Origin of the sequence: Cobetia sp. AM6 (genome assembly GCF_009617955.1) — a bacterium.
Lineage (GTDB): Bacteria > Pseudomonadota > Gammaproteobacteria > Pseudomonadales > Halomonadaceae > Cobetia > Cobetia amphilecti.
Genome location: NZ_AP021868.1, coordinates 726,331 through 751,911, shown reverse-complemented (window position 1 = coordinate 751,911; position 25,581 = coordinate 726,331). Strand labels below are relative to the sequence as shown.

General features: G+C 64.2%; 19 protein-coding genes. 12 read left to right on the top strand and 7 right to left on the bottom strand.

Going from position 1 to position 25,581, the window contains the following annotated elements:
* Window positions 1–60: 60 nt before the first annotated feature.
* The 3 genes from ggt to CLAM6_RS03170 all read left to right on the top strand — a co-directional run bounded on the left by ggt (window position 61) and on the right by CLAM6_RS03170 (window position 4,078).
* A complete protein-coding gene (gene ggt / locus CLAM6_RS03180) occupies window positions 61–1,821 on the top strand; it encodes a gamma-glutamyltransferase (protein ID WP_107335466.1) in 1,761 nt (586 codons plus the stop codon).
* Window positions 1,822–1,986: 165 nt separating this feature from the next.
* Window positions 1,987–3,270, top strand: a complete 1,284-nt coding sequence (locus tag CLAM6_RS03175; RefSeq protein WP_242007733.1) for an MFS transporter — start codon at window positions 1,987–1,989, stop codon at window positions 3,268–3,270.
* Window positions 3,271–3,472: 202 nt separating this feature from the next.
* Complete coding sequence (locus CLAM6_RS03170) at window positions 3,473–4,078, top strand: YajG family lipoprotein (protein ID WP_153635138.1); 606 nt, start codon at window positions 3,473–3,475, stop codon at window positions 4,076–4,078.
* Between the two features lie 138 nt (window positions 4,079–4,216).
* Here the strand turns inward: CLAM6_RS03170 and tmpT are convergent, their stop codons facing one another.
* Window positions 4,217–4,888, bottom strand: coding sequence for a thiopurine S-methyltransferase (tmpT, locus tag CLAM6_RS03165; RefSeq protein WP_242007732.1), 672 nt, complete (start codon window positions 4,886–4,888; stop codon window positions 4,217–4,219).
* Window positions 4,889–4,928: 40 nt separating this feature from the next.
* On the bottom strand, window positions 4,929–5,627 hold the full coding sequence (locus CLAM6_RS03160) for a TIGR04211 family SH3 domain-containing protein (protein ID WP_082388145.1): 699 nt from the start codon (window positions 5,625–5,627) through the stop codon (window positions 4,929–4,931).
* A gap of 834 nt (window positions 5,628–6,461) precedes the next feature.
* Between CLAM6_RS03160 and miaB the strand changes: the two genes are divergently transcribed.
* From miaB to CLAM6_RS03130, 6 genes are all read left to right on the top strand, one after another.
* Window positions 6,462–7,811: a tRNA (N6-isopentenyl adenosine(37)-C2)-methylthiotransferase MiaB gene (gene miaB / locus CLAM6_RS03155; protein WP_153635137.1), complete on the top strand. Its 1,350-nt coding sequence runs from the start codon at window positions 6,462–6,464 to the stop codon at window positions 7,809–7,811.
* 273 nt (window positions 7,812–8,084) lie between these two features.
* Window positions 8,085–9,194: a PhoH family protein gene (locus CLAM6_RS03150; protein ID WP_153635136.1), complete on the top strand. Its 1,110-nt coding sequence runs from the start codon at window positions 8,085–8,087 to the stop codon at window positions 9,192–9,194.
* Window positions 9,191–10,000, top strand: a complete 810-nt coding sequence (gene ybeY, locus CLAM6_RS03145) for an rRNA maturation RNase YbeY (RefSeq protein WP_153635135.1) — start codon at window positions 9,191–9,193, stop codon at window positions 9,998–10,000. The genes CLAM6_RS03150 and ybeY overlap by 4 nt, the downstream gene beginning before the upstream one ends.
* 128 nt (window positions 10,001–10,128) lie before the next feature.
* A complete protein-coding gene (locus CLAM6_RS03140; RefSeq protein ID WP_052384764.1) occupies window positions 10,129–11,037 on the top strand; it encodes an HlyC/CorC family transporter in 909 nt (302 codons plus the stop codon).
* Window positions 11,038–11,123: 86 nt separating this feature from the next.
* Complete coding sequence (gene lnt, locus CLAM6_RS03135; RefSeq protein WP_054555146.1) at window positions 11,124–12,641, top strand: apolipoprotein N-acyltransferase; 1,518 nt, start codon at window positions 11,124–11,126, stop codon at window positions 12,639–12,641.
* A gap of 119 nt (window positions 12,642–12,760) precedes the next feature.
* Complete coding sequence (locus CLAM6_RS03130) at window positions 12,761–13,513, top strand: YdcF family protein (RefSeq protein WP_043335281.1); 753 nt, start codon at window positions 12,761–12,763, stop codon at window positions 13,511–13,513.
* Between the two features lie 117 nt (window positions 13,514–13,630).
* On the opposite strand, the gene CLAM6_RS03125 is transcribed toward CLAM6_RS03130, so the two are convergent.
* Both CLAM6_RS03125 and CLAM6_RS03120 read right to left on the bottom strand, forming a co-directional pair.
* Window positions 13,631–14,854 (bottom strand): tetratricopeptide repeat protein, encoded by a 1,224-nt coding sequence (locus tag CLAM6_RS03125; protein WP_153635134.1) that lies wholly within the window; start codon window positions 14,852–14,854, stop codon window positions 13,631–13,633.
* Entirely contained in the window at window positions 14,854–15,534 is a 681-nt protein-coding gene (locus tag CLAM6_RS03120; RefSeq protein ID WP_324691608.1) for a zinc ribbon-containing protein, read from the bottom strand. The genes CLAM6_RS03125 and CLAM6_RS03120 overlap by 1 nt, the downstream gene beginning before the upstream one ends.
* Before the next feature lie 319 nt (window positions 15,535–15,853).
* On the opposite strand from CLAM6_RS03120, the gene leuS reads away from it, so the two are divergent.
* The 3 genes from leuS (at window position 15,854) to holA (ending at window position 20,566) form a co-directional block, all read left to right on the top strand.
* Window positions 15,854–18,454 (top strand): leucine--tRNA ligase, encoded by a 2,601-nt coding sequence (gene leuS / locus CLAM6_RS03115; RefSeq protein ID WP_153635133.1) that lies wholly within the window; start codon window positions 15,854–15,856, stop codon window positions 18,452–18,454.
* A 185-nt stretch (window positions 18,455–18,639) separates the two neighbouring features.
* Window positions 18,640–19,185, top strand: a complete 546-nt coding sequence (locus CLAM6_RS03110; protein WP_153635132.1) for an LPS-assembly lipoprotein LptE — start codon at window positions 18,640–18,642, stop codon at window positions 19,183–19,185.
* Window positions 19,186–19,507: 322 nt separating this feature from the next.
* Window positions 19,508–20,566: a DNA polymerase III subunit delta gene (holA, locus tag CLAM6_RS03105; protein WP_153635131.1), complete on the top strand. Its 1,059-nt coding sequence runs from the start codon at window positions 19,508–19,510 to the stop codon at window positions 20,564–20,566.
* A gap of 200 nt (window positions 20,567–20,766) precedes the next feature.
* On the opposite strand, the gene CLAM6_RS03100 is transcribed toward holA, so the two are convergent.
* From CLAM6_RS03100 to fadB, 3 genes are all read right to left on the bottom strand, one after another.
* The gene (locus tag CLAM6_RS03100; RefSeq protein WP_107335475.1) at window positions 20,767–21,699 is read right to left on the bottom strand and encodes an amidohydrolase family protein; all 933 of its coding nucleotides are present in this window, start codon (window positions 21,697–21,699) and stop codon (window positions 20,767–20,769) included.
* Between the two features lie 204 nt (window positions 21,700–21,903).
* Entirely contained in the window at window positions 21,904–23,082 is a 1,179-nt protein-coding gene (gene fadA / locus CLAM6_RS03095; RefSeq protein ID WP_043335293.1) for an acetyl-CoA C-acyltransferase FadA, read from the bottom strand.
* Window positions 23,083–23,175: 93 nt separating this feature from the next.
* A complete protein-coding gene (gene fadB / locus CLAM6_RS03090) occupies window positions 23,176–25,326 on the bottom strand; it encodes a fatty acid oxidation complex subunit alpha FadB (RefSeq protein ID WP_153635130.1) in 2,151 nt (716 codons plus the stop codon).
* Window positions 25,327–25,581: the final 255 nt, after the last annotated feature.

The following is a 25,581-nucleotide window of genomic DNA, read 5'->3' as shown; positions in this document are numbered from 1 at the left end:
CCTCGCACTGCACGCGTCATGTCGCATCTCTTATAACGATAACAGGAACCGACACCTCTCATGTTCGACACCTCTCTCGCAAACCGCAGACATCTCAAGGCGCTGGCCGCCGCCGCACTGTTGCCGCTGGCCGGCCTGCTACCGACGGCGATTCCCGCCGCCTTCGCCGAGTCTTCCGCGATTCTGGAAGGCGAGCGCTTCCACCCCCAGGAAGGCCAGCACGGCATGGTCGCGACCAGCCACTATCTGGCCTCTCAGGTCGCACGCGATGTGCTGGCCGATGGCGGCAACGCCGTCGACGCCGCCGTGGTGGCAGGCTTCGCGCTGGCCGTGACCCAGCCGCGCTCCGGCAACATCGGTGGCGGCGGCTTCATGCTGGTCTCCGATGAGAAGACCGGCGAAGTAGTGGCCATCGATTACCGCGAGAAGGCCCCGGCGGCGGCCAGCGAGACGATGTTCCAGGACGAGAATGGCGAGGCGGTCTCCGAGTGGTCACGCTTCACCCACCGCGCGGCAGGCGTGCCCGGCACCGTCGCCGGCCTGGCCAAGGCGCTGGAAGACTACGGCACCCTGAGTCTCGAGCAGGCGCTCGCCCCGGCCATCAAACTGGCCGAAGACGGCTTCGTGATTCCGACACGCTTCGCCAAGGGCTTGAGCGATGCCAAGGACCGCCTGGCCAAGTGGGACAGCACCGCCAAGGTGTTCTACAAGCCGGATGGCAGCAACTATCAAGCGGGTGAGCTGTTCAAGCAGCCGGAACTGGCCGCGACCCTCAAGCGCATCGCCGCCAATGGACCGCGCGAGTTCTACGAGGGCGAGACCGCCCGCCTGATCGTGGCCGAGATGGAGCGCCACGACGGCATCATGACGCTGGATGATCTGAAGGCCTACGAGCCGGCCATCCGCGAGCCGGTCCACGGTACCTATCGTGGCTATGACATCTTCTCGATGAGCCCGCCCTCCTCCGGCGGCGCGCACATCGTCGAGATTCTCAACATGCTCGAAGGCGATGACATCCAGGCGATGGGCTTCAATTCCGCCGCCACCATCCACGTGATGGCAGAAGCGATGCGCCGCGCCTACGCCGACCGCTCCGAGTATCTGGGCGACACCGACTTCGTCGATGTGCCGCTGTCGGGCATCATCTCCAAGGACTACGCCAAGGAATTGCGCGCCCAGTTCGAGCTCGACAAGGCCACGCCCTCCAGTGAGGTCAAGCCCGGCAAGCCGCAGCCCTATGAGTCCAATCAGACCACCCACTTCTCGATTGCCGATGGCAATGGTCTGGCCGTTTCCAATACCTACACCATCAACTTCAGCTACGGCTCCGGCATCGTGGTCGATGGCGCAGGTTTCCTGCTCAACAACGAGATGGATGACTTCTCCGCCAAGCCGGGCGTGCCGAATGCCTATGGCCTGATCGGCGGCGTCGCCAACAAGATCGAGCCGAACAAGCGCATGCTGTCCTCCATGAGCCCGACCATCGTGATGAAGGATGGCAAGAACTTCCTCGTCACCGGTAGCCCCGGCGGCTCGCGCATCATCACCACCACGCTGCAGGTGATCATGAACGTGATCGACCACGGCATGAACATCCAGTCGGCAGTCAGTGCGCCGCGCATCCACCACCAGTGGCTGCCGGACGAGATTCGCATCGAGGCGGGCATCAGCAAGGACACCATCCGTCTGCTCGAGGCGATGGGCCACAAGGTGGTGACCAAGGACGCCATGGGCGCCATCCAGTCGATCATGATCGACGACGGCACCTTCTACGGCGGTGCCGACCCGCGTCGCTCCACCTCTTCGGCCATGGGGCTGTAGACGACGGCTGCGACGGGGTAGTCTCTGCATCGCATCGCCGAGCTGCCCCATCAATGACGCCTTGACCCCATTGATGGGGCGGGCTATCTGTGACGGGCGACACTTCGGTGTCGCCCGTTCGCGTCTTGCTGCGCCATCACGCCCTCTGCCCTACAAGGTGCCCTCGTGTCCTCAACCAAGTCACTCACGCCGCCCATCTCTGGCTGGCGGCAATGGGCCAACCGCTATCCGGTCGCCTTGATCGCCCTGGCGCAGCTGTTCGGCACCAGCCTGTGGTTCACCCCCAATGCAGTACTCACGCCGATGATGGCGAGCTGGGGCTTCGCCGGCGATAGCGCCGCGGCACTCGGCCAGCTGACCTCCTCGGTGCAGGGCGGCTTCATCGTCGGCACCCTGGTGCTGGGGCTTGCCGGCCTGGCGGACCGTTTCGCGGCGCGCCATCTGTTCATGGCTTCCTGCCTGCTGGGCGCGCTGACCAATCTGGCGCTGTTGATCGCGCCGGGCCTGCTGAGCGCCTCAGGCTTGCGCGTGCTGACGGGGCTGGCACTGGCCGGCATCTATCCCATCGGCTTGAAGCTGATGGTGCAGACCGCTCCGGACCGTGCCGGTGCCGCGCTCGCCTGGCTGGTCGGCATGCTGGTGCTCGGCACCGGGCTGCCGCATGCGCTGGCCGCACTGCAACAGGGCGAAGGCATGCAGCTGCCGTGGGGCGCGGCCATCAGCACCGCCTCGCTGCTGGCCATCGTCGGTGCCGGTCTGGTCGCCTTGCTGGCTCCACCGGTGGCCAAAGCCACCTCAGCGCCCCGCCAAGCACCAGCGGCGAAAGACGGCCGCAACACCTTTCTCGCACGTGCTACACGAGGCTTGGCAGCCTGGCAATATCCCGGCTTCGTACGCGGCGCACTGGGCTACTTCGGCCACATGTGGGAGCTGTACACCCTGTGGGCCCTGACGCCTCTGCTGCTGACCCAGATGGCCAGCGCGACAGGCGTGACGCTCTCTCCTGCCACCCTGGCCTGGCATAGCTTCCTGGTGATCGCCATCGGCGCGCCCGGCTGCGTCATCGGGGGCTGGCTCTCGCGCAGCCGAGGCAGCCTGTGGGTCGCGCGTCTCGGGCTCGCCGGTTCGGTGACGCTGACGTTGGTCTTCGTCGCCGCCACGCAGCTTGAGGCCGGTTACGGCGTGCTGCTGGCACTGCTGGCGCTGTGGAGCCTTCTGGCCGTGATCGACTCGCCGCAGTTCTCGGCGCTCGCCGCGGGCGGCACCCCGGTCGAGCTGCAGGCCAGCGCCCTGGCGATGATGAATGCCTTCGGCTTCAGCCTGTCGCTGGTCTCGATCGCCTTGCTCACGCCACTGATCGCCGGCCACGGCAGCCTGCTGCTGCTGGCCTTGCTGCCCGGCCCGCTGCTGGGCCTGCTGGCCTTGAGCAGACGTGTCGACGGCGCATGAGCCATGGGCTACGGGCCATGAACCTCAACCACTGTCGCTTGCAGAGGACAGGCGTGAGCCTGAATTTCCACTACGCTCAGGCGCCACTCTGGCCCTATACTCGCGCCATTGTGCTCCGGCCATCCCGCGCGGCAGGCTCTATATTGGCAACGGATGGCCGAGATGACTCCCATGACAACCGGCCTCAGGCCCAGGAACCCCGATGATGATGCACACGTTGCGCACCACCTGCATGAGCGTGGCACTGATCGCCACGGCGGCACTTCTCAGCGCTTGCGGCACCAGCCCGCAGCGCCTGTACGTCAATCCGCAGGTCGGCGAGATGGGCGTGGTCGGCCACGGGCAACAGGTGGTGGTGGACGTGCTCGATGAGCGTCCGTCAGAGCGCATCGGCTCTCGCGATGGCGCCACCAATGCCTCGAGCTATCTGGTCGTGCCGACCGGCGACCTGACACCCAAGCTTGAGGCCCAGACCGTCAGCGCCCTGCGCCGCATGGGCTTCGTGCCGGTGTCCGCCGAGCAGGCCAACCAGGGCGCAGCAGAGCTGACCATCTCGCTGACCGAGCTGGCCTATGGCGTGAAGCGTGGCGGCCTGATCACCGATACCGCGACACTCAATGGCGTGATCAAGGCCGTCGCCGTGTCCGGCAAGCAGCGCTATACCGGCAGCTACACCGCGACGCGTGATCAGGGCTATGCCCTCAAGCCGAGCCAGGAGAAGAACACCGAGATGGTCTCTGAGGTGATCGGCGATGCGCTGACTCGCGCCTTCCAGGACACCACGCTGATCCGCCAGCTCGACCAGTAGGCTCGATCAGCAAGCTCGATCAGCACGTTCGCCACCAACGAAAACGCCACCGCCGCCCATTGGGCGGCGGTGGCGTTTTTCATGAGGACTGGGCTTTCAAGAAGACTGGATCTGACTGACAAGGCTACCCCTGAGTCGTCAGCGACGCGGTCCCTTGCGCACCAGCCCCCATACCGTCTCACGCAGGCCGCGCTCATCCGGGGCGCGACGCTCCAGCACCTCAAGCGTGAAGTTGGCGCTCAACAGCTGACGAATCTCGTCTTCGGCGACATGGAACGGCGGGCCCTGATGCTGCTCCGTCTGCCGCTCGAGACTGATCAACAGGCCACGCGCGCCCGGGGGCAGCAGCTGCGCCAGATGGAAGGCGTAACGCTGCCGGGTGGCCGGCGGCAAGGCGATCAGCGCGGCGCGATCATAGAAGGCGTCGAGATGATCGACATGGTCGATATGGAAGTGGAAGAAGTCTCCGCACCACAGCTCGACCATGCCCTGGCGGAAGCATTCGAAGTGCTCCAGCCGATAGCGCGAGACATCCCCGGCGCCTTCGGCGACGAACTGCTCGCAGGCCTGACGTGCAAGCTCGATGCCCAGCACCGGATAGCCCTGCGCCGCCAGCCAGCGCATGTCGAGACTCTTGCCACACAACGGCACCAGCACCTTGGCGCCCGCCGCAATCTCAAGCCGCGGCCACCAGCGCTCCAGCGCCGAATGCGTGGCGGGCAGATGAAAGCCGATCCGCCCTTCCTGCCATCGCGCCAGCCAGGGGTCACTGGCCGGCGTCGCGTCCATCGTCGTGTCTTGTGCCGACATGAGCTGGCGCACTCCCTCTGCTATCGGTTACCGGGATGCCTTACAGGAAGCCGTGACGCTTCTTCTTGCGACGCGGCAGGTGCGGCACGATCAGGCCGACCAGCAGGCCGACACCCGCCACGCCACCGCCGTACATGAAGTAGCGCATCAGCAGGTCCTGCTTCTTGGTATCGAGCTTGGTTTCCATGTCCTGCATCTTGCTACGCGCCTGGGCAAGCTCGGCTGACTGGCTGTTGCTGGCCTGCTCAAGCTCCTCGATGCGCGCCTGACGCGTCTCGAGGCCGGTCTTCATGTCCTCGACACGGGTTTCCCACTCTTCATTGATGCCATCGAGCTTGGCAGTCAATTCCTTGACCCTGGCGCTCAGCTCGGGCACCCGGGCATTGACGCTCTGGGTGTCCTGCAGGTCAGCGGAGGGAATCCACACCACGTCGCCGCTGGCAGTGCGGATCTTGCTGTAGTCATTCTGGACCTCGAGCAGCTCGACCGGCTGGCCGGCTTCCACCGTGCCCACGATGCGGTAGCCATCCGTCGGGCCACTGCGCACGAAGGTGGTGAGGTCATCGGCGACCCAGCGGTCGGTGGCCGCATTGGCCAGCGGTGCGCCCAGCAGCAGGCTGCCGGCGACGCCAGCCCCCAGCACCACACGGCGCAGTGAGCGCGCAAGCGTCGAACACGGCGATCGGGGTGACAGGAGACCGAAAGATGAAGGGGTGCTGGTAATGGAGAATCGCGTCATATCGTGTTCTTCATGGCTGTCTAAGGGCGTAAGCCGACCGTGTCAGGCGTGTGGGCACGAGGAGCAAGCGCGCTGAATCCTGCGTCCCCACATGCCGTACATGATCGACCGCTTTTGGGCGAAGGAAGGCTCGCCCTGTCTGCCCATGCGGTGTCTGCCAGGTTGCGCAATGCAAGGCGTCCTGCCTGGCATCGCTGTCGCGCTTGGACGTACGGTAACGAAATTGCCGCGAGAAAAATCCGAGACTGTCATTTCAGTGTCTTCAGACATCCACACTTTCTGTGGATAAGTCTTGGGACAACCTCAAAGGGGCAGGTCTGCGCACGGCGAAATGCCTGCCCCGCCAACAAATCGATCAAATTTTAACCAGCTCAGGCAGCCGGGCTATCGGCATGAAAACCTCAACAAATCAAGCCATTGACAGCCTGATGTGCGTTGCGCAACACCTGCCTGATAACTATGAAACATGCCAAGCCCCTGTTGTAGCGTCAGGGCATGCGCGGGCTTTCTCGTGAGGATACCACAGCCACCATCAGGCTGAACCGGTGGTTGGCAGGCATCCTCCTCATTGCTGACAGCGATGCGACAGGGCTGGCCGCATGGCCGGCAGACTCCTATACTGTGCCGTCCCGATTTTGGCCTCGACCCGATCAGCGTGCCGCTTGGCACAGTATCGTCGCGCCCTCGATTCCCGGCCAGCCATCGGCGCCGGGGCTCATTCATTACAAGTCGCGCCCGCTTCTCCTGACCGCTGACGCTGCCCGCCGCCACCATGTGCCCGGGCGCGAGGCGCACGAAGCCCGGGCGCGCAGCTCAGAGCGTTCACACAAGGCAATGGCGAAGAAACTCTTCATCAAGACTCACGGCTGCCAGATGAACGAGTATGACTCCGCGCGCATGGCGGATCTGCTCGGCGAATCGCATCAGATGGAAGTCACCAGCGACGAATCCGAAGCAGACGTCATCCTGCTCAACACCTGCTCCATCCGCGAGAAGGCGCAGGAGAAGGTGTTCCACCAGCTGGGACGCTGGAAGAAGCTCAAGGAAAAGAACCCGGAGCTGGTGATCGGCGTTGGCGGCTGCGTGGCCAGTCAGGAAGGCGACAACCTGCGCAAGCGTGCCCCGCATGTGGACATGGTGTTCGGCCCGCAGACCCTGCACCGCGTGCCGAAGATGCTCGACACCCGCCGCGACAGCCTCAAGCAGATTTCCGTGGTCGACGTGACCTTCCCCGAGATCGAGAAGTTCGACAATCTGCCCGCGCCCAAGAGCGACGGTGCCAGCGCCTTCGTCTCGGTGATGGAAGGCTGCTCCAAGTACTGCACCTTCTGCGTGGTGCCCTACACCCGCGGTGAGGAAGTCTCGCGTCCCTTCGAGAAGGTGATGGATGAAGTCATCCACCTGGCCGACCAGGGCGTGCGCGAGATCAACCTGCTGGGCCAGAACGTCAACGCCTACGCCGGTCTCAACCAGCTGGGCGAGGAGATCGACCTCGCCGAGCTGATCAGCTGCGTGGCGCAGGTCGAGGGCATCGACCGCATCCGCTTCACCACCTCGCATCCGCTGGAGTTCAAGGACTCGCTGATCGAGGCCTTCGGTGAGATCCCGGAGCTGGTCAGCCATCTGCATCTGCCGGTGCAGTCGGGCTCCAACCGCATTCTGGCGGCAATGAAGCGCGGCCACGAGCGTGACCTCTACATCGACAAGCTCGAACGCATCCGCGCGCTGCGTCCGGACATCAGCTTCTCCTCCGACTTCATCGTCGGCTTCCCGGGCGAGACCGACCAGGACTTCATGGACACCATGGACCTGATCGGCCAGATCGGCTTCGATCACTCCTTCAGCTTCATCTACTCCGCGCGTCCGGGCACCCCGGCGGCGAATCTGGAAGATGACACTCTGGAAGAGGTGAAGAAGGAGCGCCTGCTCATCCTGCAGGAGCGCATCAACCAGCAGGCGATGCAGATCGGTCGCAAGATGGTCGGCACCACCCAGCGCATCCTGGTCTCCGGCTTCTCGCCACGTGACCCGGGCCTGCTGTCCGGGCGCACCGAGAACAACCGGGTGGTCAACTTCCGCGCCGCCAACCCGACCGAGCTGATCGGCTACCTGGTGGATGTCGAGATCACCGAGGCCTACCCCAACTCGCTGCGCGGTGAGCTCAGCTCGCCCTACCGCTATTGATCGCTCGTCGCTCACGACATTGACGAGGCGCCATCAGCCCCCACTATCAAGCAGATAGCCACGCTGGCCGTACAGGACAATTGCCCTGTACGGCCATCGCGCATTAAGCTCTCTTGAGACTTCGGCAACGCGTCACCATTGACACTGAAATGGCGCCGTCATGCGCCGTGGCGGGTAGAGCGCCCCGTGCATCACGCGCGTGCATCCGCCATCGCGGCTGCCCCTCATCGCCAAGCATCATCGTCACTCATCACTATCAGGATATTCGACGCCTTGAGCCACCAGTCACAGCAAGCCAATCGCATTCTCAACATGACGCTTGAGCCGGCAGACCCGCAGCGTCTGGCCAGCCTGACCGGCCAGCGCGACGAGCATCTCAAGCTGATCGAATCCCGGCTCGGTGTCACCCTGCGCAACCGCGGCAACGACTTCCAGGTCGCAGGCCCCGCGGCCGCCGTGAAGGCGACCGCCAACGTGCTGGAGCATCTGTATCGCGAGACCGGCGCCGGCGAAGTCGATGCCGAGACCGTTCATCTGTTCCTGCAGGAATCCGGCGTCGAGGCGCTGGTCGAGGCCGCCGAAGACCAGGGCGCCACCTACGGTGATGTGGTGATCCGCACGCCCAAGGTGCTGGTGCGCCCGCGCGGCTTCAATCAGCAGGGCTATGTCACCGAGATGCGCAACCACGACATCAACTTCGGCATCGGCCCGGCCGGTACCGGCAAGACCTATCTTGCCGTCGCCGCTGCCGTGGAAGCGCTCAACAACAACGAAGTGCGACGCATCCTGCTGGTGCGTCCGGCGGTCGAGGCCGGCGAGAAGCTCGGCTTCCTGCCGGGAGACCTCGCCCAGAAGATCGACCCCTACCTGCGCCCGCTCTACGACGCCCTGTACGAGATGCTCGGCTTCGAGCACGTCAACAAGATGATCGAGCGCCAGATCATCGAGATCGCGCCGCTGGCCTACATGCGCGGCCGGACGCTCAACAACGCCTACATCATTCTCGATGAGTCCCAGAACACCACGCGCGAGCAGATGAAGATGTTCCTGACGCGCATCGGTTTCGGCTCCACCGCCGTCATCACCGGTGACGTCTCGCAGGTCGACCTGCCACGTGGCACCCAGTCAGGCCTGGCGCACGTGATGGAGGTCCTCAAGGACACGCCGGGGATCAGCATCACGCGCTTCCTGGCCAAGGACGTCGTGCGTCACCCGCTGGTGCAGCGCATCGTCGAGGCCTACGACACCTTCGAAGCCGCGGAAGAGCAGCAGGAAGGTGAGCGTCGCGAGCAGCGTCAGGCCGAGCGCGAAGCCCGCATGGCGGCCCTGAATGCCCAGAGCAACGTGCCGCCTGCCAGCACCCCGACGGGAGGTAGCCAGTGAGCGAAGCCCCTGCGGTCGTCGTGGACCTGCAACTGGCCATCGGCGAGAGTGAATTCGATGGCCAGCCGCTGCCGGCCAGCCATCAGCTGGAAGCCTGGGTGGCGGCTGCGCTGCTGGCCGCCGCGGAAGATGGCGCGCTGGAGCGCGATGCCAGCGCCGCCGCGGCGCCGTACGAGCTGACCGTGCGTCTGGTGGAAGAAGCCGAGAGTCAGGGCCTCAATCGCGATTATCGCGGCAAGGACTCCCCGACCAACGTGCTGTCCTTCCCGCATGAGCCGCTGGATCTCGATGACTTCGACCTGCCGCCGGAACTGGCCGCGCGCTTCGCCGAGGAAGGCGATGACGACAGCCTGCCGCTTGCGGGCATGCCGGAGAGCGATCTGGATGCCGGCGAAGAGGAAGGTCTCGACGGTCACAACAGCGACGATGTCATGCTGGCGTCAGACGCCATGAGCGAAGCTGATGAGGCAGACGCCACTGACGCCGTGTCTTCTGGCTTCTCGACTTCTGCCCTCGGCTCTGCGGCTCCCGAGACCGCGGCTGAGCAGGCTCTTGATGAACAAGCTCTCGATGAGCAGCGCTTTCTGGGCGACCTGATCATCAGCGTGCATGTCGTCGCCCGCGAAGCGCGGGAACAGGGCAAGTCGCTGGAAAATCATTTCGCCCACATGCTGGTCCATGGCACCTTGCACTTGCTCGGCTATGACCATATCGAGGACGATGAAGCCGAACGCATGGAAGCGCTCGAGCGTCATGTGCTGGCAGGGCTCGGCATCGCCGACCCCTACCGGGAAGAGAATCACTGATGCCGGCGCCCCTGCGCATCGGCAGCACCCGCCGTCGGGCGACTCGGGGCTTGTCCCCGGGTCGCTCGGCTGCCCCGATACCACCACGACGATGGGGTATCGCCACCGAGGAAAAGAGAAACTAACGCATGAGCGAAGACCGATCGGGAAGCCAATCGAAAACCTGGCTCGATAAGCTGTTCGGCGCCTTCTCAAGCGACACCGACGAACCCAGCTCCCGTAGCGAGCTGCTCCAGTTTCTGGCTGAGGTAGGCCCACGCCTCAACCTCGATCAGGACGCCATCGCCATCATCGAAGGCGCGCTGGAAATCAGCGACCAGCAGGTGCGCGAGGTGATGATCCCCCGCTCCCAGGTGCAGGCCATTCAGGTCGATCAGCGCCCGGAGGAGTACCTGCCGCTGATTCTCGAATCGGCTCACTCCCGCTATCCCGTCATCGACGAGAACCTCGACGAGGTGCTCGGCATCCTGCTGGCCAAGGACCTGCTGCCGCTGATTCTGCAAAATGACAGCGAGCGCAAGCGCTTCGATCTGCGCGAAGCGATCCGTCCGGCGATGTTCATCCCCGAATCCAAGCGCCTCAACAGCCTGCTCAAGGAATTCCGCGAGACCCGCAATCACATGGCGGTGGTCATCGACGAGTACGGCGGCACGGCAGGCCTTGTCACCATTGAGGATATCCTCGAGCAGATCGTCGGGGATATCGAGGATGAGCACGACACCGATGAGGATGAGGACATCCGCGAGCTGGGCGATGGTCAATTCGCCGTCAGCGCGCTGACCACCATCGATGACTTCAACGAGCATTTCGATACCGACTTCTCCGATGAGGAATTCGACACCATCGGCGGTCTGATGATTCAGCGCTTCGGTCACATGCCGCGCCGTCAGGAATCCACCGATTTCGCCGGCTGGCGTTTCACGGTGCTCAATGCGGACAATCGTCGCATTCGTCAGGTACAGGTATGCCGTCTGGAAGATGCCACCGGTGACGCGCCGCCCTCGGCCGAGCATCGTGCGCACATCAGCGGCGAGTGATTCATGGCCTGATCACAGGCTGACCCGATAGAGGACAATGCCAGACACATCCGCCGATGTGTCTGGCATTTTACAAGGAGAGCGGCATGTCAGATTCCCCCCGCGCGAGGAGCTTCCCGGGCGCCTCGTTGCTGGCCAATGTACTGGCGATCATTGCCGGGGTACTGGTCACCCTGAGCTTTGCCCCCTTCGAGCAGTGGTGGCTGGGCCCGATCGGCGCAGGCCTGCTCTACGGGGCGCTGCGCATGGAAGGCGGTGGCTTCCTGCGCGCCTGGTGGTTCGGGGTCGGCCTGTTCGGCAGCGGAGCCAGCTGGGTCTACGTCTCGATCCATGATTATGGCTATACCGGCATGCCGCTGGCGGTGCTGCTGACGATGCTGTTCGTGGCTTGCATGGCGCTGTTCCCGATGCTGTGGATGGGCCTGTGGCAGCGCTTCTGCTCACGCAAGCTCGATGTGCTGTCATTCGCTGCGGTGTTCGTGCTCAGCGAGCTGTTCCGCACCTGGGCCTTCACCGGCTTCCCGTGGCTGCTGCTGGGCAACAGTGCCGTGGGCTCGCCGCTGGCCAGCTGGGTGCCGGTGCTTGGCGTCTACGGTATCTCGCTGATCATCGCGCTGTCCGGGGCGTTGCTGTGGAATCTGGCGCTGCGCCGCCGCTGGTGGGCCATCGCGCCGCTGCTCGTGCTGTGGAGCGCGGGTCTGCTGCTGCCGACCGGCTGGACACAGTCCGGCGGCCAGCCGGCACGCGTCGCCCTGCTGCAAGGCAACCTGCCGCAGTTGATCAAGTGGAGTGCTGAAGGTCAGCGCCGTGCGGCCAATACCTACGCCGCGATGACGCGCGCCGTGCAGGACGATGCCGACCTGATCGTCTGGCCGGAGACGGCACTGCCGATGCTGCGCGACCAGGCCGAGCCCTTCCTCGAGCGCATCCAGGCAACTCTGCCGCCCAAGACAGGTCTGATTACCGGGATCGTCGAGCGTGACGCCGACAATCGCTTCTACAACAGCGTGATTCCCATCGATGACCCGTCGGCCCAGTATCGCAAGGAGCATCTGGTGCCCTTCGGCGAGTATGTGCCGCTGGAAAGCTGGTTGCGGGGCATCATCGGCTTTTTGGACCTGCCGATGTCGAGCATGCAGTCAGGCGACAGCCAGCAGCCGCCACTGATGGTCAGCGGTCTGCGTATCGGCGTGGCGATCTGCTATGAGATCGTCTATCCGGAGCTGGTCCGCCAGCGCGCCTTGAGCTCTACCGTGCTGCTGACCGTCTCCAATGACACCTGGTTCGGTCACTCCATCGGCCCGCTGCAGCACCTGCAGATGGCTCAGCTGCGCGCGCTGGAAAATGGCCGCTATCTGCTGCGGGCCACCAGCAATGGCGTCACGGCGATCATCTCGCCGCAGGGTGAGATCATCGCCCAGGCACCCCAGTTCGAGGAGGCCACCGTCACTGGCGATATCCGTCTGCAACTGGGCATGACGCCCTGGATGCACTACGGCCTGCTGCCGGTGTGGATCCTGATCGCGCTGCTGCTGGCGCCGGGCCTTGTGCTGGGCATCAACGAATGCCTCAAGTCGCGCCGTCAACGCCCGCAGGACGCCTGAGGGCCAGAACGTCTGAGGGCCAGAACGTGTGAGTCCCCAGGGCCTCAGACGCTTGAACGCTCAACCTTACCCGTTGCCGGGCCGATGCCCGGCACTGCCTCTGCACAAGCGAGACCACAATGGGCATCACCGAGTTACTCGGCATCATCAAGGACCTGGTATTGCCGCCCGGCGGGCCTCTCCTGCTGCTGTTTCTGGCCATGCTCGTTCTCAAGCGCTGGCCGGGCCTGGCACGCGCCATGATGGTCGTGGCCATCCTGGGCATGTGGCTGCTGTCCTCGCCGGTCGTCTCCACGCGTCTGATGTCAGGGCTGGAGCGCATTCAGCCCAGTGAACCGGCAGAGTGGATCCAGGCGCAGGCCGTGGTGGTGCTTTCCGGCGGACGCTACTACGACGCCCCGGAACTGCAGGGCCGCGATCGCATCAATGGCGAGACGCTCAGCCGCCTGGACGAAGGCGTCCGCGTGGCCCGCAACGCGGAGCTGCCGATTCTGCTCACCGGTGGCAAGGTATCGTCCTCCGATGACGGCACCCTCGCCGAGCTGATGCAGCGCTCGCTGATCGATGAATTCGACTACCCGGCGCGCTGGCTGGAGAACCGCAGCGAGAACACCCAGCAGAATGCGCTCTTCACCCGCGAGATGCTCGAGCAGGACGACATCAACAAGATCGTGCTGGTGACCAGCGCCTGGCACATGCCGCGCGCGATGCGCAATTTCCAGAACCAGGGCTTCCGCACCATCATCCCGGCGCCGGTGGGCTACACCACGGTCTCCGGGCTGGGCATCGATGCCTGGATCCCCAACAGCTCCGCGCTGACCCAGTCACGCTGGGCACTGCATGAATGGATCGGCTGGCTGGTGGGTCGCTAGACCCGACAGCGCTGTTGGCAAGACAGCGAAGGACTGCTGGCAAGACACACGAAGGGCTGCCCATGGGCAGCCCTTCGTGTGTCTATATAACCCGTTCATCGGGAGCTTATCGCAGGATTACGCTAAGTCGTCGCTGTCACGCATCCAGCTGGCCTCCTTGAGCCATGGCCCCAGCTGGCGGAGCTGGAAGGCGCGATCACGCGTCCACTCGTCACTGCCGACATGCGCCGTGCCGCCAGGCGCTTCTCCCAGCACGTCGTCCGGGAACTTCAGGCTGTCGCGGCCCTTGATCTGCAGCGAGTAACACCGGTCGTGGCTGACCAGGCTTTCGCGCAGGTAGCGCCACACGCATTCCTTCATGAACCACTGATCGATATTCGGCGTCTCGACATGCTGTGGCTGCCACTGGGCCAGCAATGTCTCGAGTGGCGGCAGGACTCCGGCCACCCCGCCCCACAGCCCCGCCAGTACCAGATCGGTATGACTCCACCAGTCACGCATGACATGGAAGAAGCGCCCGGAGGTCAGCCACATCTGCACCGCGCGCACTTCGCGCAGGCTGATGACGCTGTCGCAGTCGCGAACCACGAAGTAACCCACCGTCGGGTCATCGGCGACCGCGAAGCGCCAACACAGCCGCTGTCTCAGGGTGTCACTGGAGGGACGCTCGATCAGCTCGGCGTCCAGTTCCCGCGCCAGGGCCAGGAAATCATCGGGCACGCTGTCATCGTGATAGAGCCGAACCCGCCACCCCGGATACAGCACCGGCGCCAACAGCAGGTTATGCAGCATGCCGTTCAAATAGCGCGGCCCCTTGCCCCAGAGGCCAAAGGACAGCACACGCGTCTTGCCGGCGGCGACTGCCGAGGGGGATTCAGCGGGCAGCCGCCAGCCCTTCGCCAACGCCAGGCCCCCATGCTGCTCGTCCTTGAGCGCCAGGGCGCGACTGCCATGCTCGCGTGCCTCGTCATGGCGCTTGAGTCTGGCCGCGCTGCTGGCCAGCGAGTCGAACAGCACCGGATTGAGACAGCCTCGTGCGGCCAATGCCTCACCGGCCGCCAGCGAGCCGGCGGCATCATTGGCGCGCGACAGACACACTACCTGATTGAGCGCGATCTCTTCATCGGCCGGACACTCCACATTCCCCTGGGCCAGAACCTGGCTGGCCGAGCGATAATCCGCGAGCAGAAACAGGTAATAGGAGATCTGCTTGAAGAGGCCCGCCTCACGTGGACGCGGGCGCTGGTTGAAGTGCTCGATCAGCTGTTGCAACGCCTTGTGGCGCTGCCCGGCGCTCCAGGTGGCATGCGCCGGGGCGAACCAGTCTGACGGTGTCGCCATCAGCCCTGATCACTCTCATCGGCCGCGGGAGGCTGACGAGTGACGGGCGGCGCGCCACGCGAGAAGAAGCGATGTCCACAGGCATGGCAGGGTTCCAGCACGCTGGGCCGCGTGAGCGTGGTGGTCGACTCACAGTGCACGCAATGCAATAGCCCCGGCGCGATGACCTCGCCGCTGGTGTAGTCGGCGCGCGCGGCCTCGAGGTCTTCCTCGAAGTGGGCGCGGTCCACCACGGTGCGGTCCGCGATCGACATCAGCGCGGAACTGACACTGCGCGACAGCACCGAGAGATCGATCCCCAGCCAGCTGGCGATCCCTTCTCCACCGGTCGCTAGATGGCGGCGGAATTCGCGCATGTCACGCTCGACCCAGGCACGCAGCAGCGCCAGCTCGTCGAGCGTGAATTCCTCGACCTCGGCCTCGAACTTGACCGCCTCATCCAGCTCGGCCTTGAGGCCATCCCACGACAGCTCACCACTGCTGTCTTCCAGCCGCGTCAGGATTCGCCCATAGGCATCGCCGAGACGCCCTTCACCTTCGCCCTGCGGCTGACTGGAGGCTGAGCGCGAGGGCATCGGCGTATCTTCAAAGCCACTGTCGTGCGAGGACGTGGCAGCCGTATCACGATCCGTGGCGCTGATCGGCTCATGGGGATCGCGGGGTTCACGTGGTTGGCTCATGGACTCTCCTTGTGTCTTCACCTTCTCCCGTACTGCGGGAGGGCATGGCGCTCTACCTTCAGCATGGTGGCGTTGGCGTTGCGACACAAGCCACACTCTTCCACTCCCTGACACGCATCAAGCGCGTGGCACTGGCAGCATGAAGCGCATTCGCCTGGCGCCACAGCACTCGCCTCCCCTACCTGAGTCCTGGCGTCTGGGGTAGACTTGACCCCATCGCAGACAGCGGCGGCCCATCCCGATGTGACCGCCCACCTCTTCACGCCCTGCCTGTCCCTGGTGACGGGTAGCGGCCAATGCCAAGGTAGTGACGGACCCGATGGATTCACAGGATACTTCTCAACAGTACGCTCCCGATCAGATCGAACAGGCTGCCCAGCAGTACTGGGAGAAAAATCAGTGTTTCAAGGCGGTGGAAGATGCCAACCGCGAGAAGTTCTACTGCCTGTCGATGTTCCCCTACCCCAGCGGCAAGCTGCACATGGGTCACGTGCGCAACTACACCATCGGTGACGTGATCTCGCGCTTCCAGCGCATGCAGGGCAAGAACGTCATGCAGCCGATGGGCTGGGACGCCTTCGGCCTGCCGGCGGAAAACGCCGCGATGAAGAACAACGTCGCGCCGGGCAAGTGGACCCACGAGAACATCGCCTACATGCGCGATCAGCTCAAGGCGCTGGGCTTCGCCTACGACTGGAGCCGTGAGTTCGCCACCTGCGACCTGGAATACTATCGCTGGGAGCAGTGGTTCTTCGCCAAGCTGGTCGAGAAGGGTGTCGTCTACAAGAAGAGTTCCATCGTCAACTGGGACCCGGCGGACCAGACCGTGCTCGCCAATGAGCAGGTCATCGACGGCCGTGGCTGGCGTTCCGGCGCGCTGATCGAGCGCAAGGAAATCCCGCAGTGGTTCCTGCGCATCACCGATTACGCCGAAGAGCTGCTGGCCGACCTCGACAAGGTCGAGTGGCCGGAGCAGGTCAAGACCATGCAGCGCAACTGGATCGGCAAGTCGCGCGGTGTCGAGCTGAGCTTCGGCCTCGATGCCAAGGCCAGCCAGGTGCAGGAATCCCTGACCGTCTTCACCACCCGTCCGGACACCCTGATGGGCGTGACCTACGTCGGCGTCGCCGCCGCTCACCCGCTGGCCAAGGCCGCGGCGGAGCACAATGCGGAGCTTGCCGAGTTCAACGCCGAGTGCGCGCGTGGCGGCACCAGCGAAGCCGACATGGCGACCATGGAAAAACGCGGCATGGATACCGGCTTCAAGGCCATCCACCCGCTGACCGGCCGTGAAGTGCCGGTCTTCGTCGCCAACTTCGTGCTGATGGAATACGGCACCGGTGCCGTGATGGCCGTGCCGGCCCACGACGAGCGTGACCACGAATTCGCCACCAAGTACGACCTGCCGATCGAAGCCGTGATCGCCGATGCCGACGGCAATGCGCCCGACGTCAGCGAAGCCGCCTTCACCGAGCACGGTGTGCTGATCAACTCCGGTGACTTCAATGGCCTCGACTTCGAGAGCGCCTTCGATGCCATCGCCGCGCGTCTGGTCGAGCAGGGCCGTGGTGAGGTCAAGACCAACTTCCGTCTGCGCGACTGGGGCGTCTCCCGTCAGCGCTACTGGGGCGCGCCGATTCCGGTCAAGAATGGCCCGAACGGTGAATCCATCCCGCTGACCGACGACGAACTGCCGGTCGCTCTGCCGCTGGAAGTCGAATTCGACGCCTCTGGTGGCTCGCCGATCAAGAAGATGCCGTCTTTCAGTGACCTGGGCGATGGCTGGCAGCGCGAGACCGATACCTTCGACACCTTCATGGAGTCCTCCTGGTACTACGCGCGCTTCTGCTGTGCGGACAACGCCGATGCCATGCTGGACGAGCGCGCCAACTACTGGCTGCCGGTCGATTACTACATCGGTGGCATCGAGCACGCCATCCTGCACCTGCTCTACTCGCGCTTCTTCCACAAGCTGATGCGTGACTTCGGCCTGGTCGACAGCGACGAGCCGTTCAAGCAGCTGCTGACCCAGGGCATGGTGATCGCGGACACCTACTACCGCATCAACGCCAAGGGCGGCCGCGACTGGTTCAACCCGTTGGATGTGGACGTCGAGACCGACGACAAGGGCCGAGCCATCAAGGCCGTACTGAAGTCCGATGGTCTGCCGGTGGAAATCGGTGGCACCGAGAAGATGTCCAAGTCCAAGAACAATGGCGTGGACCCGCAGTCGATGATCGACCGCTTCGGTGCCGACACCGTGCGCCTGTTCATGATGTTCGCCGCGCCGCCGGAGCAGTCGCTGGAATGGTCCGATTCCGGTGTCGAGGGCGCACACCGCTTCGTCAAGCGCGTCTGGCGTCTGGTCCACGAGCATGTCGCCGCCGGCACTCCGGGCGCGCTGGACGTGACTGCCCTGAACGATGATCAGAAGGCGCTGCGTCGCAAGACACACGAGACCATCGCCAAGTGCAGCGATGACATCGGCCGCCGCACCACCTTCAACACCGCCATCGCGGCCGTGATGGAGCTGGTCAACGCCATCAGCCGCTTCGAGGACACCTCAGAGCAGGGTCTGGCCGTCAGCCGTGAAGCCGTCGAGGCCTGCGTGCTGCTGCTGTCGCCGATCATCCCGCATGCCAGCCACTCGCTGTGGGCGACACTGGGCCACGACGAAGCCGTGATCGACGCCAGCTGGCCGGCCGCCGATGCCGAGGCGATGAAGAAGGACAGCATCGAACTGGTCGTGCAGGTCAACGGCAAGCTGCGTGCGCGTCTGTCCTTCGCCGCCGATGCCGATCGCGACGCCATCGAAGCCGCGGCGCTGGCAGATGCCAATGTCACCAAGCACACCGATGGCAAGACGGTGCGCAAGGTGATCGTGGTGCCGGGCAAGCTGGTCAATATCGTCGCCAACTGATAGCGACTCGACCAGACCGAGCAAGATACCGGCGGCCCGAGTCGCCGGTCCCGTCAGAGACCGACAGGCACCTGGAAGGATGTCGGTCTCTGACGGCCATATTCCGTGCGCTGCGTGATGCTGACAGGCACCACGCAGCGCTCTCGCAAGATATTCATGACACTCGTTCATGACAGGAGGTCACGGTGACGCAAGCGAAGTCTTCCAGTGTTTCAGCAGACACATCAGAGCATGCATCCCGCGGCCTCGGCCGCCGTCGTGTGCTGGCCGCCCTCGGCGTCGGCCTGGCGCTGACACTGAGCGGCTGCGGCTTCCAGCTGCGCGGCGTGAACGATGCGCCGATGGCCATCACCGAGCTGGACGTCCAGGCACCGATCACCAAGACCCACGACGCCCTGCGCGACGCCCTCGAGCGTGCCGACGTCCAGTTGAGCGACAGCGCCCCGCTGACCCTCAACCTGGGCAAGGTTCGTGAGAACGTGCAGCAGATCACCTACGGCGATGCCGGCAGCATCAAACGTGAACTGACCTATCGCCTGACCTACTCGCTGCAGCGCAAGTCCGATGGGGCCTATCTGGCCAATCAGCAGGAGCTGCAGGCCAGCAGCCTCTACTACACCAACGATGACGACCTGCTCAACACCGATGACCTGCGTGAGCGCGCGGCCAGGGAAGTCAATCGTGACCTGAGCCGTCAGTTGCTGGAGCGCCTGCGCGCGATCAAGCCCTGAGCTCCACGCTCCCGCACTGAGGCGCCCCGTTCGTAAGTCATGAATCGTGATCCATGAGTGCTGAAAGGCCAGACGATTGACGACAAGACGATTGACGACAGGCGAAGCCGGGAGAAGTGGAAGGAAGCAGGCAGCAGTTGGTAGAGATTGGAAATCGCAACGTTCGCCAGGCACGGCTCCACGATATCGGGCAACCGATCATCATGGGGCCGTGCCTGTTCAGGGCCACCATCACGCCGGGGCTAGCACCCTGCTCGTGACTGGCCGCCCGAGCCTTTAGGCGCACTTGCCCACCAGACCCGCGCAGTATCGAAGGACATTCATGAAGGTCTATCCCGACAAGCTCGACGAGCAGCTCAACAAGCGCCTGTCTCCCGTCTACATCGTGGCCGGTGATGAGCCGCTGATTCACCAGGAAAGCTGCGACGCCATCCGGCGTGCGGCGCGCGCTGCCAGTGTCGAGGAGCGCGAGGTACTGCATGTCGAGAACGGCTTTCAGTGGGGCCGTTTGACCGAGTCTGCCGCCAGCATGTCTCTGTTCGCCTCGCGCAAGCTGATCGAGCTGCGCATGGGCACCCAGAGTGCCGGCCAGGAAGGCAGCAAGGTCCTCAAGGCCTACGCCGAGCGCATCGAGAAGGATGGCGACATCCTGCTGATCACCGCAGCGCGCCTCGACCGCAAGGTGCAGCAGACGGCGTGGTTCAAGGCATTGGAGAAGGTCGGCGTCTTCATCGCGGTGTGGCCGGTGGACCATTCCCGCCTCGGCTTCTGGATTCGCGATCGCGCCCGTCGTCACGGCCTCGAGCTGAATCAGGACGCCGCTCGCCTGCTGGCCGAGCGCATCGAGGGCAATCTGCTGGCCGCGGATCAGGAGCTGCAGAAGCTGGCGCTGCTGCACCCGCCGGGCGCACGCCTGGATGGCAATGCCATCGTCCAGGGCGTCGAGGACAATGCCCGCTATGATGTCTTCACGCTGGCCGATGCGTGTCTGAAGGGGGAAGTCGAGCGCAGTGGCCGCATCGTGCTCGGGCTGCGGGGAGAAGGCGTCGAGCCGCCGGTGATCCTGTGGGCACTGACCCGCGAGCTGCGTACCCTGCTCTCGCTGCGCCAGCACCTCGATCAAGGCCAGAGCTTCGAGCATGCCTGCAAGGCGCAGAAGCCGATGATCTTCGACAAGCGTCGCCCCTTCTATCAACAGGCGCTCAACCGTCTGCCCCACAAGCGCCTGCACAAGCTGCTGCTGTTCTCGCAGCGACTCGACATGGCGATCAAGGGGGGGATGACGCTGCCCATCTGGGACGGGATGGTCGATCTCGCCCTGACACTCGCCGGCGGACGCGGCCCACTGGCCGAACTGCCTCACGCCTACAAGGTGGTGTGATTCAGGCACCCGGGAGAACGCATGCAGACTTCCTCCAGCACGCTTGTCTTTCCCCCTGCTCCCCTCTTGTCTTTCTTCGCCAATCATCAAGACGCCCCCACCAGCAGGCTGATGGGGGCGTCTTGTCATTCGGCTTATGCGGCTTATACAAGTGATGCCGCGTCACTCAATTGCGCCCTGCAAGCGTGGCAACTCTTCGCTCAGTGCGCCGCATCCGCCTTGGACTTCACGAACGCCTTGTAGCCATAAAGCTTGCGCGGATTGTCGCGGAAGATCTTCTCGCGCATCTCGCGCTCCGGCAACCAGCGCTGCATCAGCTCGGCCAGGGTGTCCTCTTCCGGCATCTCGACGCCGATATAGGGATGCGGCCAGTCACTGCCCCACACCACGCGCTCCGGATTGGCCGCCACCAGCGCCCGCACCAGCGCCGTGACATCGGAGTAAGGCAAGCGACCACGCGTGGTCAGTCGGTAAGGCGCCGACAGCTTGACCCAGGTGCGCCCCTGCTTGAGCAGTCGACAAAGCGCGGCAAAGCCGGGACATTCAGGGCCACGCGTGGCCGCCAGATGGCCCATGTGGTCGATCACCACCGGCACCGGCAAGCTGCCGAGGCGCGCTTCCATGTCACGGAAGGTCGAGACATCGATCAGACATTCCAGGTGCCACTTGAAGCGTGCCAGACGATCCGCCAGCAGCACCACATCACGCCAGCGCAACCCACCGGCGAAGATCAGGTTGAGGCGAACGCCACAGACTCCAAGCTCGGAGAGCCGCTCAAGCTCGGCATCACTGATGTCGGGGGTGACAACCGCCACGCCACGGTAATCCAGCCCACGCTCACGACAGCTCTGCAAACTGTCGCACAGCAGGCGATTGTCGTAGCCATAGACACTGGGCTGTATCAGCACGCCATGGCTGGCACCCAATGCATGATGCATCTCGAGTGCTTCATTGAGCCCCACGGGGGCCGGGTCATAGGTTCTGTCCGCCGCCAATGGGTAACGCACCGGGTCACCAAACAGGTGAAGGTGACAATCAATACTGCCCGCCGGCAACCGGAAGGTCAGGGGGTGTGGCAAGGGTCTGGGCGGCGTGGCGCGCGGCAGATCCTGCTCGACATGATTCCAGTCCATCGATGCGACTCCCTCGCGTAACCTCAATCATCAAGCCCGGGGCGACGTCACGCTCGATCGCCCACTGCCACGATACTGCGCCGCCCCTCTCGTTTCCAGACAAAAGCCTGCCGACGAAAAAGCGGCATGTCCGAAGACATGCCGCTTGAGGTATCAGGCGAGGCCTGATCGCTTATCGAAGACGCTGACCAAAGGCGCTGACGCTCAGTCGAGGCGCTCGAACACGGTCGCGACGCCCTGGCCCATGCCGATGCACATGGTCGCCAGACCCAGGCGCGTGTTCTGCTGCTTCATGACGTTGAGCAGCGTGGTGCAGATACGCGAACCGGAGCAACCCAGCGGATGGCCCAGCGCGATGGCGCCGCCGTTGAGGTTGACCGCCGTATCGACACGCTCCAGCAGGCCAAGGTCCTTGAGTACCGGAATCGACTGCGCCGCGAAGGCCTCATTCAGTTCGACGGTCTGGATGTCCTCGATGGTCAGGCCTGCCGCCTTGAGCGCCTGCTTGGAGGCCGGCACCGGCCCGTAGCCCATGATGGAGGCGTCACAGCCTGCCACGCCAGTGGACAGCACACGAGCGATGGGCTTGAGGCCCAGCGCTTCGGCGCGCTCGGCGCTCATCACCGCCATGCCCGAGGCGCCCACCGACAGCGCGGAGGAGGTACCCGCCGTCACGCTGCCGCCCTTGGGATCGAACACCGGCTTGAGGTTGCCCATGGATTCCATGCTGGCATCGCCACGGATGACCTCATCGCGAGTCACCATCACGCGACGCCCCTCGGCATCATGGCCCTCGACGCCGATGATCTCGTCATCAAAGCGACCTTCATCAGCGGCGGCCTGGGCACGCTGATGAGAGCGCACACCGAACTCATCCTGCTGCTCACGACTCACGCCATGCATCTTGCCGAGCAGTTCCGCGGTCAGGCCCATCATCATCGCCGCCTTGGCCGCATGCTTGCTGGCCGCCGGGTTGACGTCGACCCCGTGTGCCATCGGCACGTGCTCCATGTGCTCGACACCGCCGATGATATAGAAGTCGCCCATGCCGGCCTTGATGTTGGCGGTGGCGATATGCAGGGCGCTCATCGAGGAACCACACAGGCGGTTGACCGTCTGCGCCGGTACGGTGCGCGGAATGCCGGTCATGATGGCGGCATTGCGCGCGATGTTCATGGACTGCTCCAGGGTCTGGTTGACGCAGCCCCAGATGATGTCGTCGACCTCGGCCGGCACCAGGCCGGGATTACGATCGAACAGCGCCTGCATCACCGCGGCGGACAGATTCTCGGCGCGCACGTGCCGGAAGGCGCCGTTCTTGGCCTTGGCCATGGCGGTACGCACGCCATCGACGATTACCACATCTCTTGGATTCAGATTCATTGTCTGGCTCCCTCATGGCCCTCGCTGTCGCGAGAGCCGAAAATTCTGGTCGGATAGTGCTGGCGGCCACTCGGGCGCTCAGCCATCAAAGGCTCAGGAGTAGAAGGCTTCACCACGCTTGGCGCGCTCGCGCAGCGCCTCGGTCGGGCGATACAGCGGCCCCAGCTCATCGGCCAGGCTGTCGGCCAGCGCGACGAACTCGGCCACGCCCATGGCATCGACATAGCGCAGAGCGCCACCACGGAACGGCGGGAAACCGATGCCGTAGATCAAGGCCATGTCGGCCTCGGCCGGGCTGCCGACGATGTCGTCTTCCAGGCAGCGGATGGTTTCCATGCACAGCGGCACCATCATGCGCGCGATGATGTCTTCATCGGAGAACTCGCGCGTCTCGCTGACGACCTGGGCCACCAGCGCCTGAGCCTCATCATCCGCCAGCTTCTTCGGCTTGCCCTTGCGGTCTTCCTCGTAGCGGTAGAAGCCCAGATCGTTCTTCTGGCCGAGGCGCTTGTTGTCGTACATCACCTGGATGGCGGTCTTGCCGTCTCGCGCCATGCGGTCCGGGAAGCCTTCCGCCATCACGGCATTGGCGTGCACCGCGGTATCCATGCCGACCACATCCAGCAGGTAGGCCGGGCCCATCGGCCAGCCGAACTTCTCCATCACCTTGTCGACGCGCTGATAGTCGGCGCCCTTCTCGACCAGCAGGCTGAAGCCACCGAAGTAGGGGAACAACACGCGGTTGACCAGAAAGCCCGGGCAGTCGTTGACGACGATCGGCGTCTTGCCCATCTGGCGGGCATAGGCGACGGTCGCGGCGATGGCCGCATCGCTGGACTTCTCGCCACGGATGACCTCGACCAGCGGCATGCGGTGCACCGGGTTGAAGAAGTGCATGCCGCAGAAGTTCTCGGGACGCTTGAGCGACTCGGCCAGCCGCGTGATGGAGATGGTCGAGGTGTTGGAGGTCAGGATGGCGTCCTCGGCGACGTTGTCCTCGAGCTCGGCCAGCACCGAGGCCTTGACCTTGGGATTCTCGACCACCGCCTCGACGACCAGGTCCACATTGCCGAAGTCACCGTAGGACAGCGTCGGGCGGATGTTGGACAGGCCCTGCGCCATCTTCTCGGTGGTCAGCTTGCCGCGCTCGACACCCTTGCCGAACAGCTTGCGAGCCTCCTTCAGGCCCAGTTCGATGGCCTCGCCGTTGATGTCCTTCATCAGGATCGGCGTGCCCTTGCTGGCGCTCTGATAGGCGATGCCGCCGCCCATGATGCCGGCCCCCAGCACGGCGGCCTGCTTGATCTCGCTGGCCTGCTTCTCGTAACCCTTGGCCTTCTTCTTGACCACCTGATCGTTCATGAACAGGCCGACCAGATTGAAGGCCACGTCGGTCAGCGCCATCCTGGCGAAGGTCTTGGCCTCGATGGCCTGGGCACGCTCACGCGATTCCCCCGCGCCCTTCTGGATGACCTTGATGGCCTCCACCGGCGCCGGATAGTGCGGACCGGCCTTGCCGGCCACGAAGCCCTTGGCGGTCTCGAAGGCCATCATCTGCTCGATGGCATTGAGCTTGAGCGGCGAGGTCTTCTCGAGACGACGCGCCTGATAGTCCAGCTCGCCGGCATTGGCACGCGCCAGAATGTCGAGTGCCGCCGCGTCCAGCTCGGCCACCGGCAGGACGGCATCGACGGCGCCCACTGCCAGCGCCTTGTCGGCACGGTTCTCGGTGCCACCACAGATCCACTCGATGGCGTTGTCCGCCCCGATCAGGCGCGGCAGGCGTACACAGCCCGCCCAGCCCGGGATGATGCCGAGCTTGGTTTCCGGCAGGCCGATCTTGGCGCTGTCAGCCATGACCCGGAAATCGGTGGTCAGGGTGATCTCGCAGCCGCCGCCCAGCGCCAGCCCATTGATGGCAGTGACTGTGGGGAACGGCAGGTCCTCGATGGCGTTGAAGATGCCATGGATGTTCATGTTCATGTCGATGAGGAAGGCTTCATCCTTCTCGAACATCTGATGGAACTCGGTGATGTCGGCACCGACCACGAACGCCTCCTTGGCGGAGCGGATGACCAGCCCCTTGAGATCGGCCGTCGCCTTGATGGCCTCGACCGCCTCTCCCAGCTCCTTGAGTACGTAGCTGGCCAGCTTGTTGACCGATTCGCCTTCAAGGTCGAGGGTCAACAGGGCGATGGCGTCCTGATTGGCCTCGACGGTTAGCGTTTTGCCTGAATAGATCATCCACGGATCTCCACAAGAGAAAGAGGTGAAGGGGCTGCCCGGCGCTCGAGGGTCACTGCCATTTGGCGTTGACCATGAGGGCGCTGGCAACCGGCCTCGCCGGACTCGCCGCTGGCAGAGGCACCGCACGAGAGTCATCTCTCATCACAGCGCTTCATACAAGCGTTTGAATACAGCCAGCTTGGGCCAGTGACGGACAAAGATCAAGCCTGCGGACATTAGCGAAAGGTCGGGGGTCACGGGGCGTCTGTATAC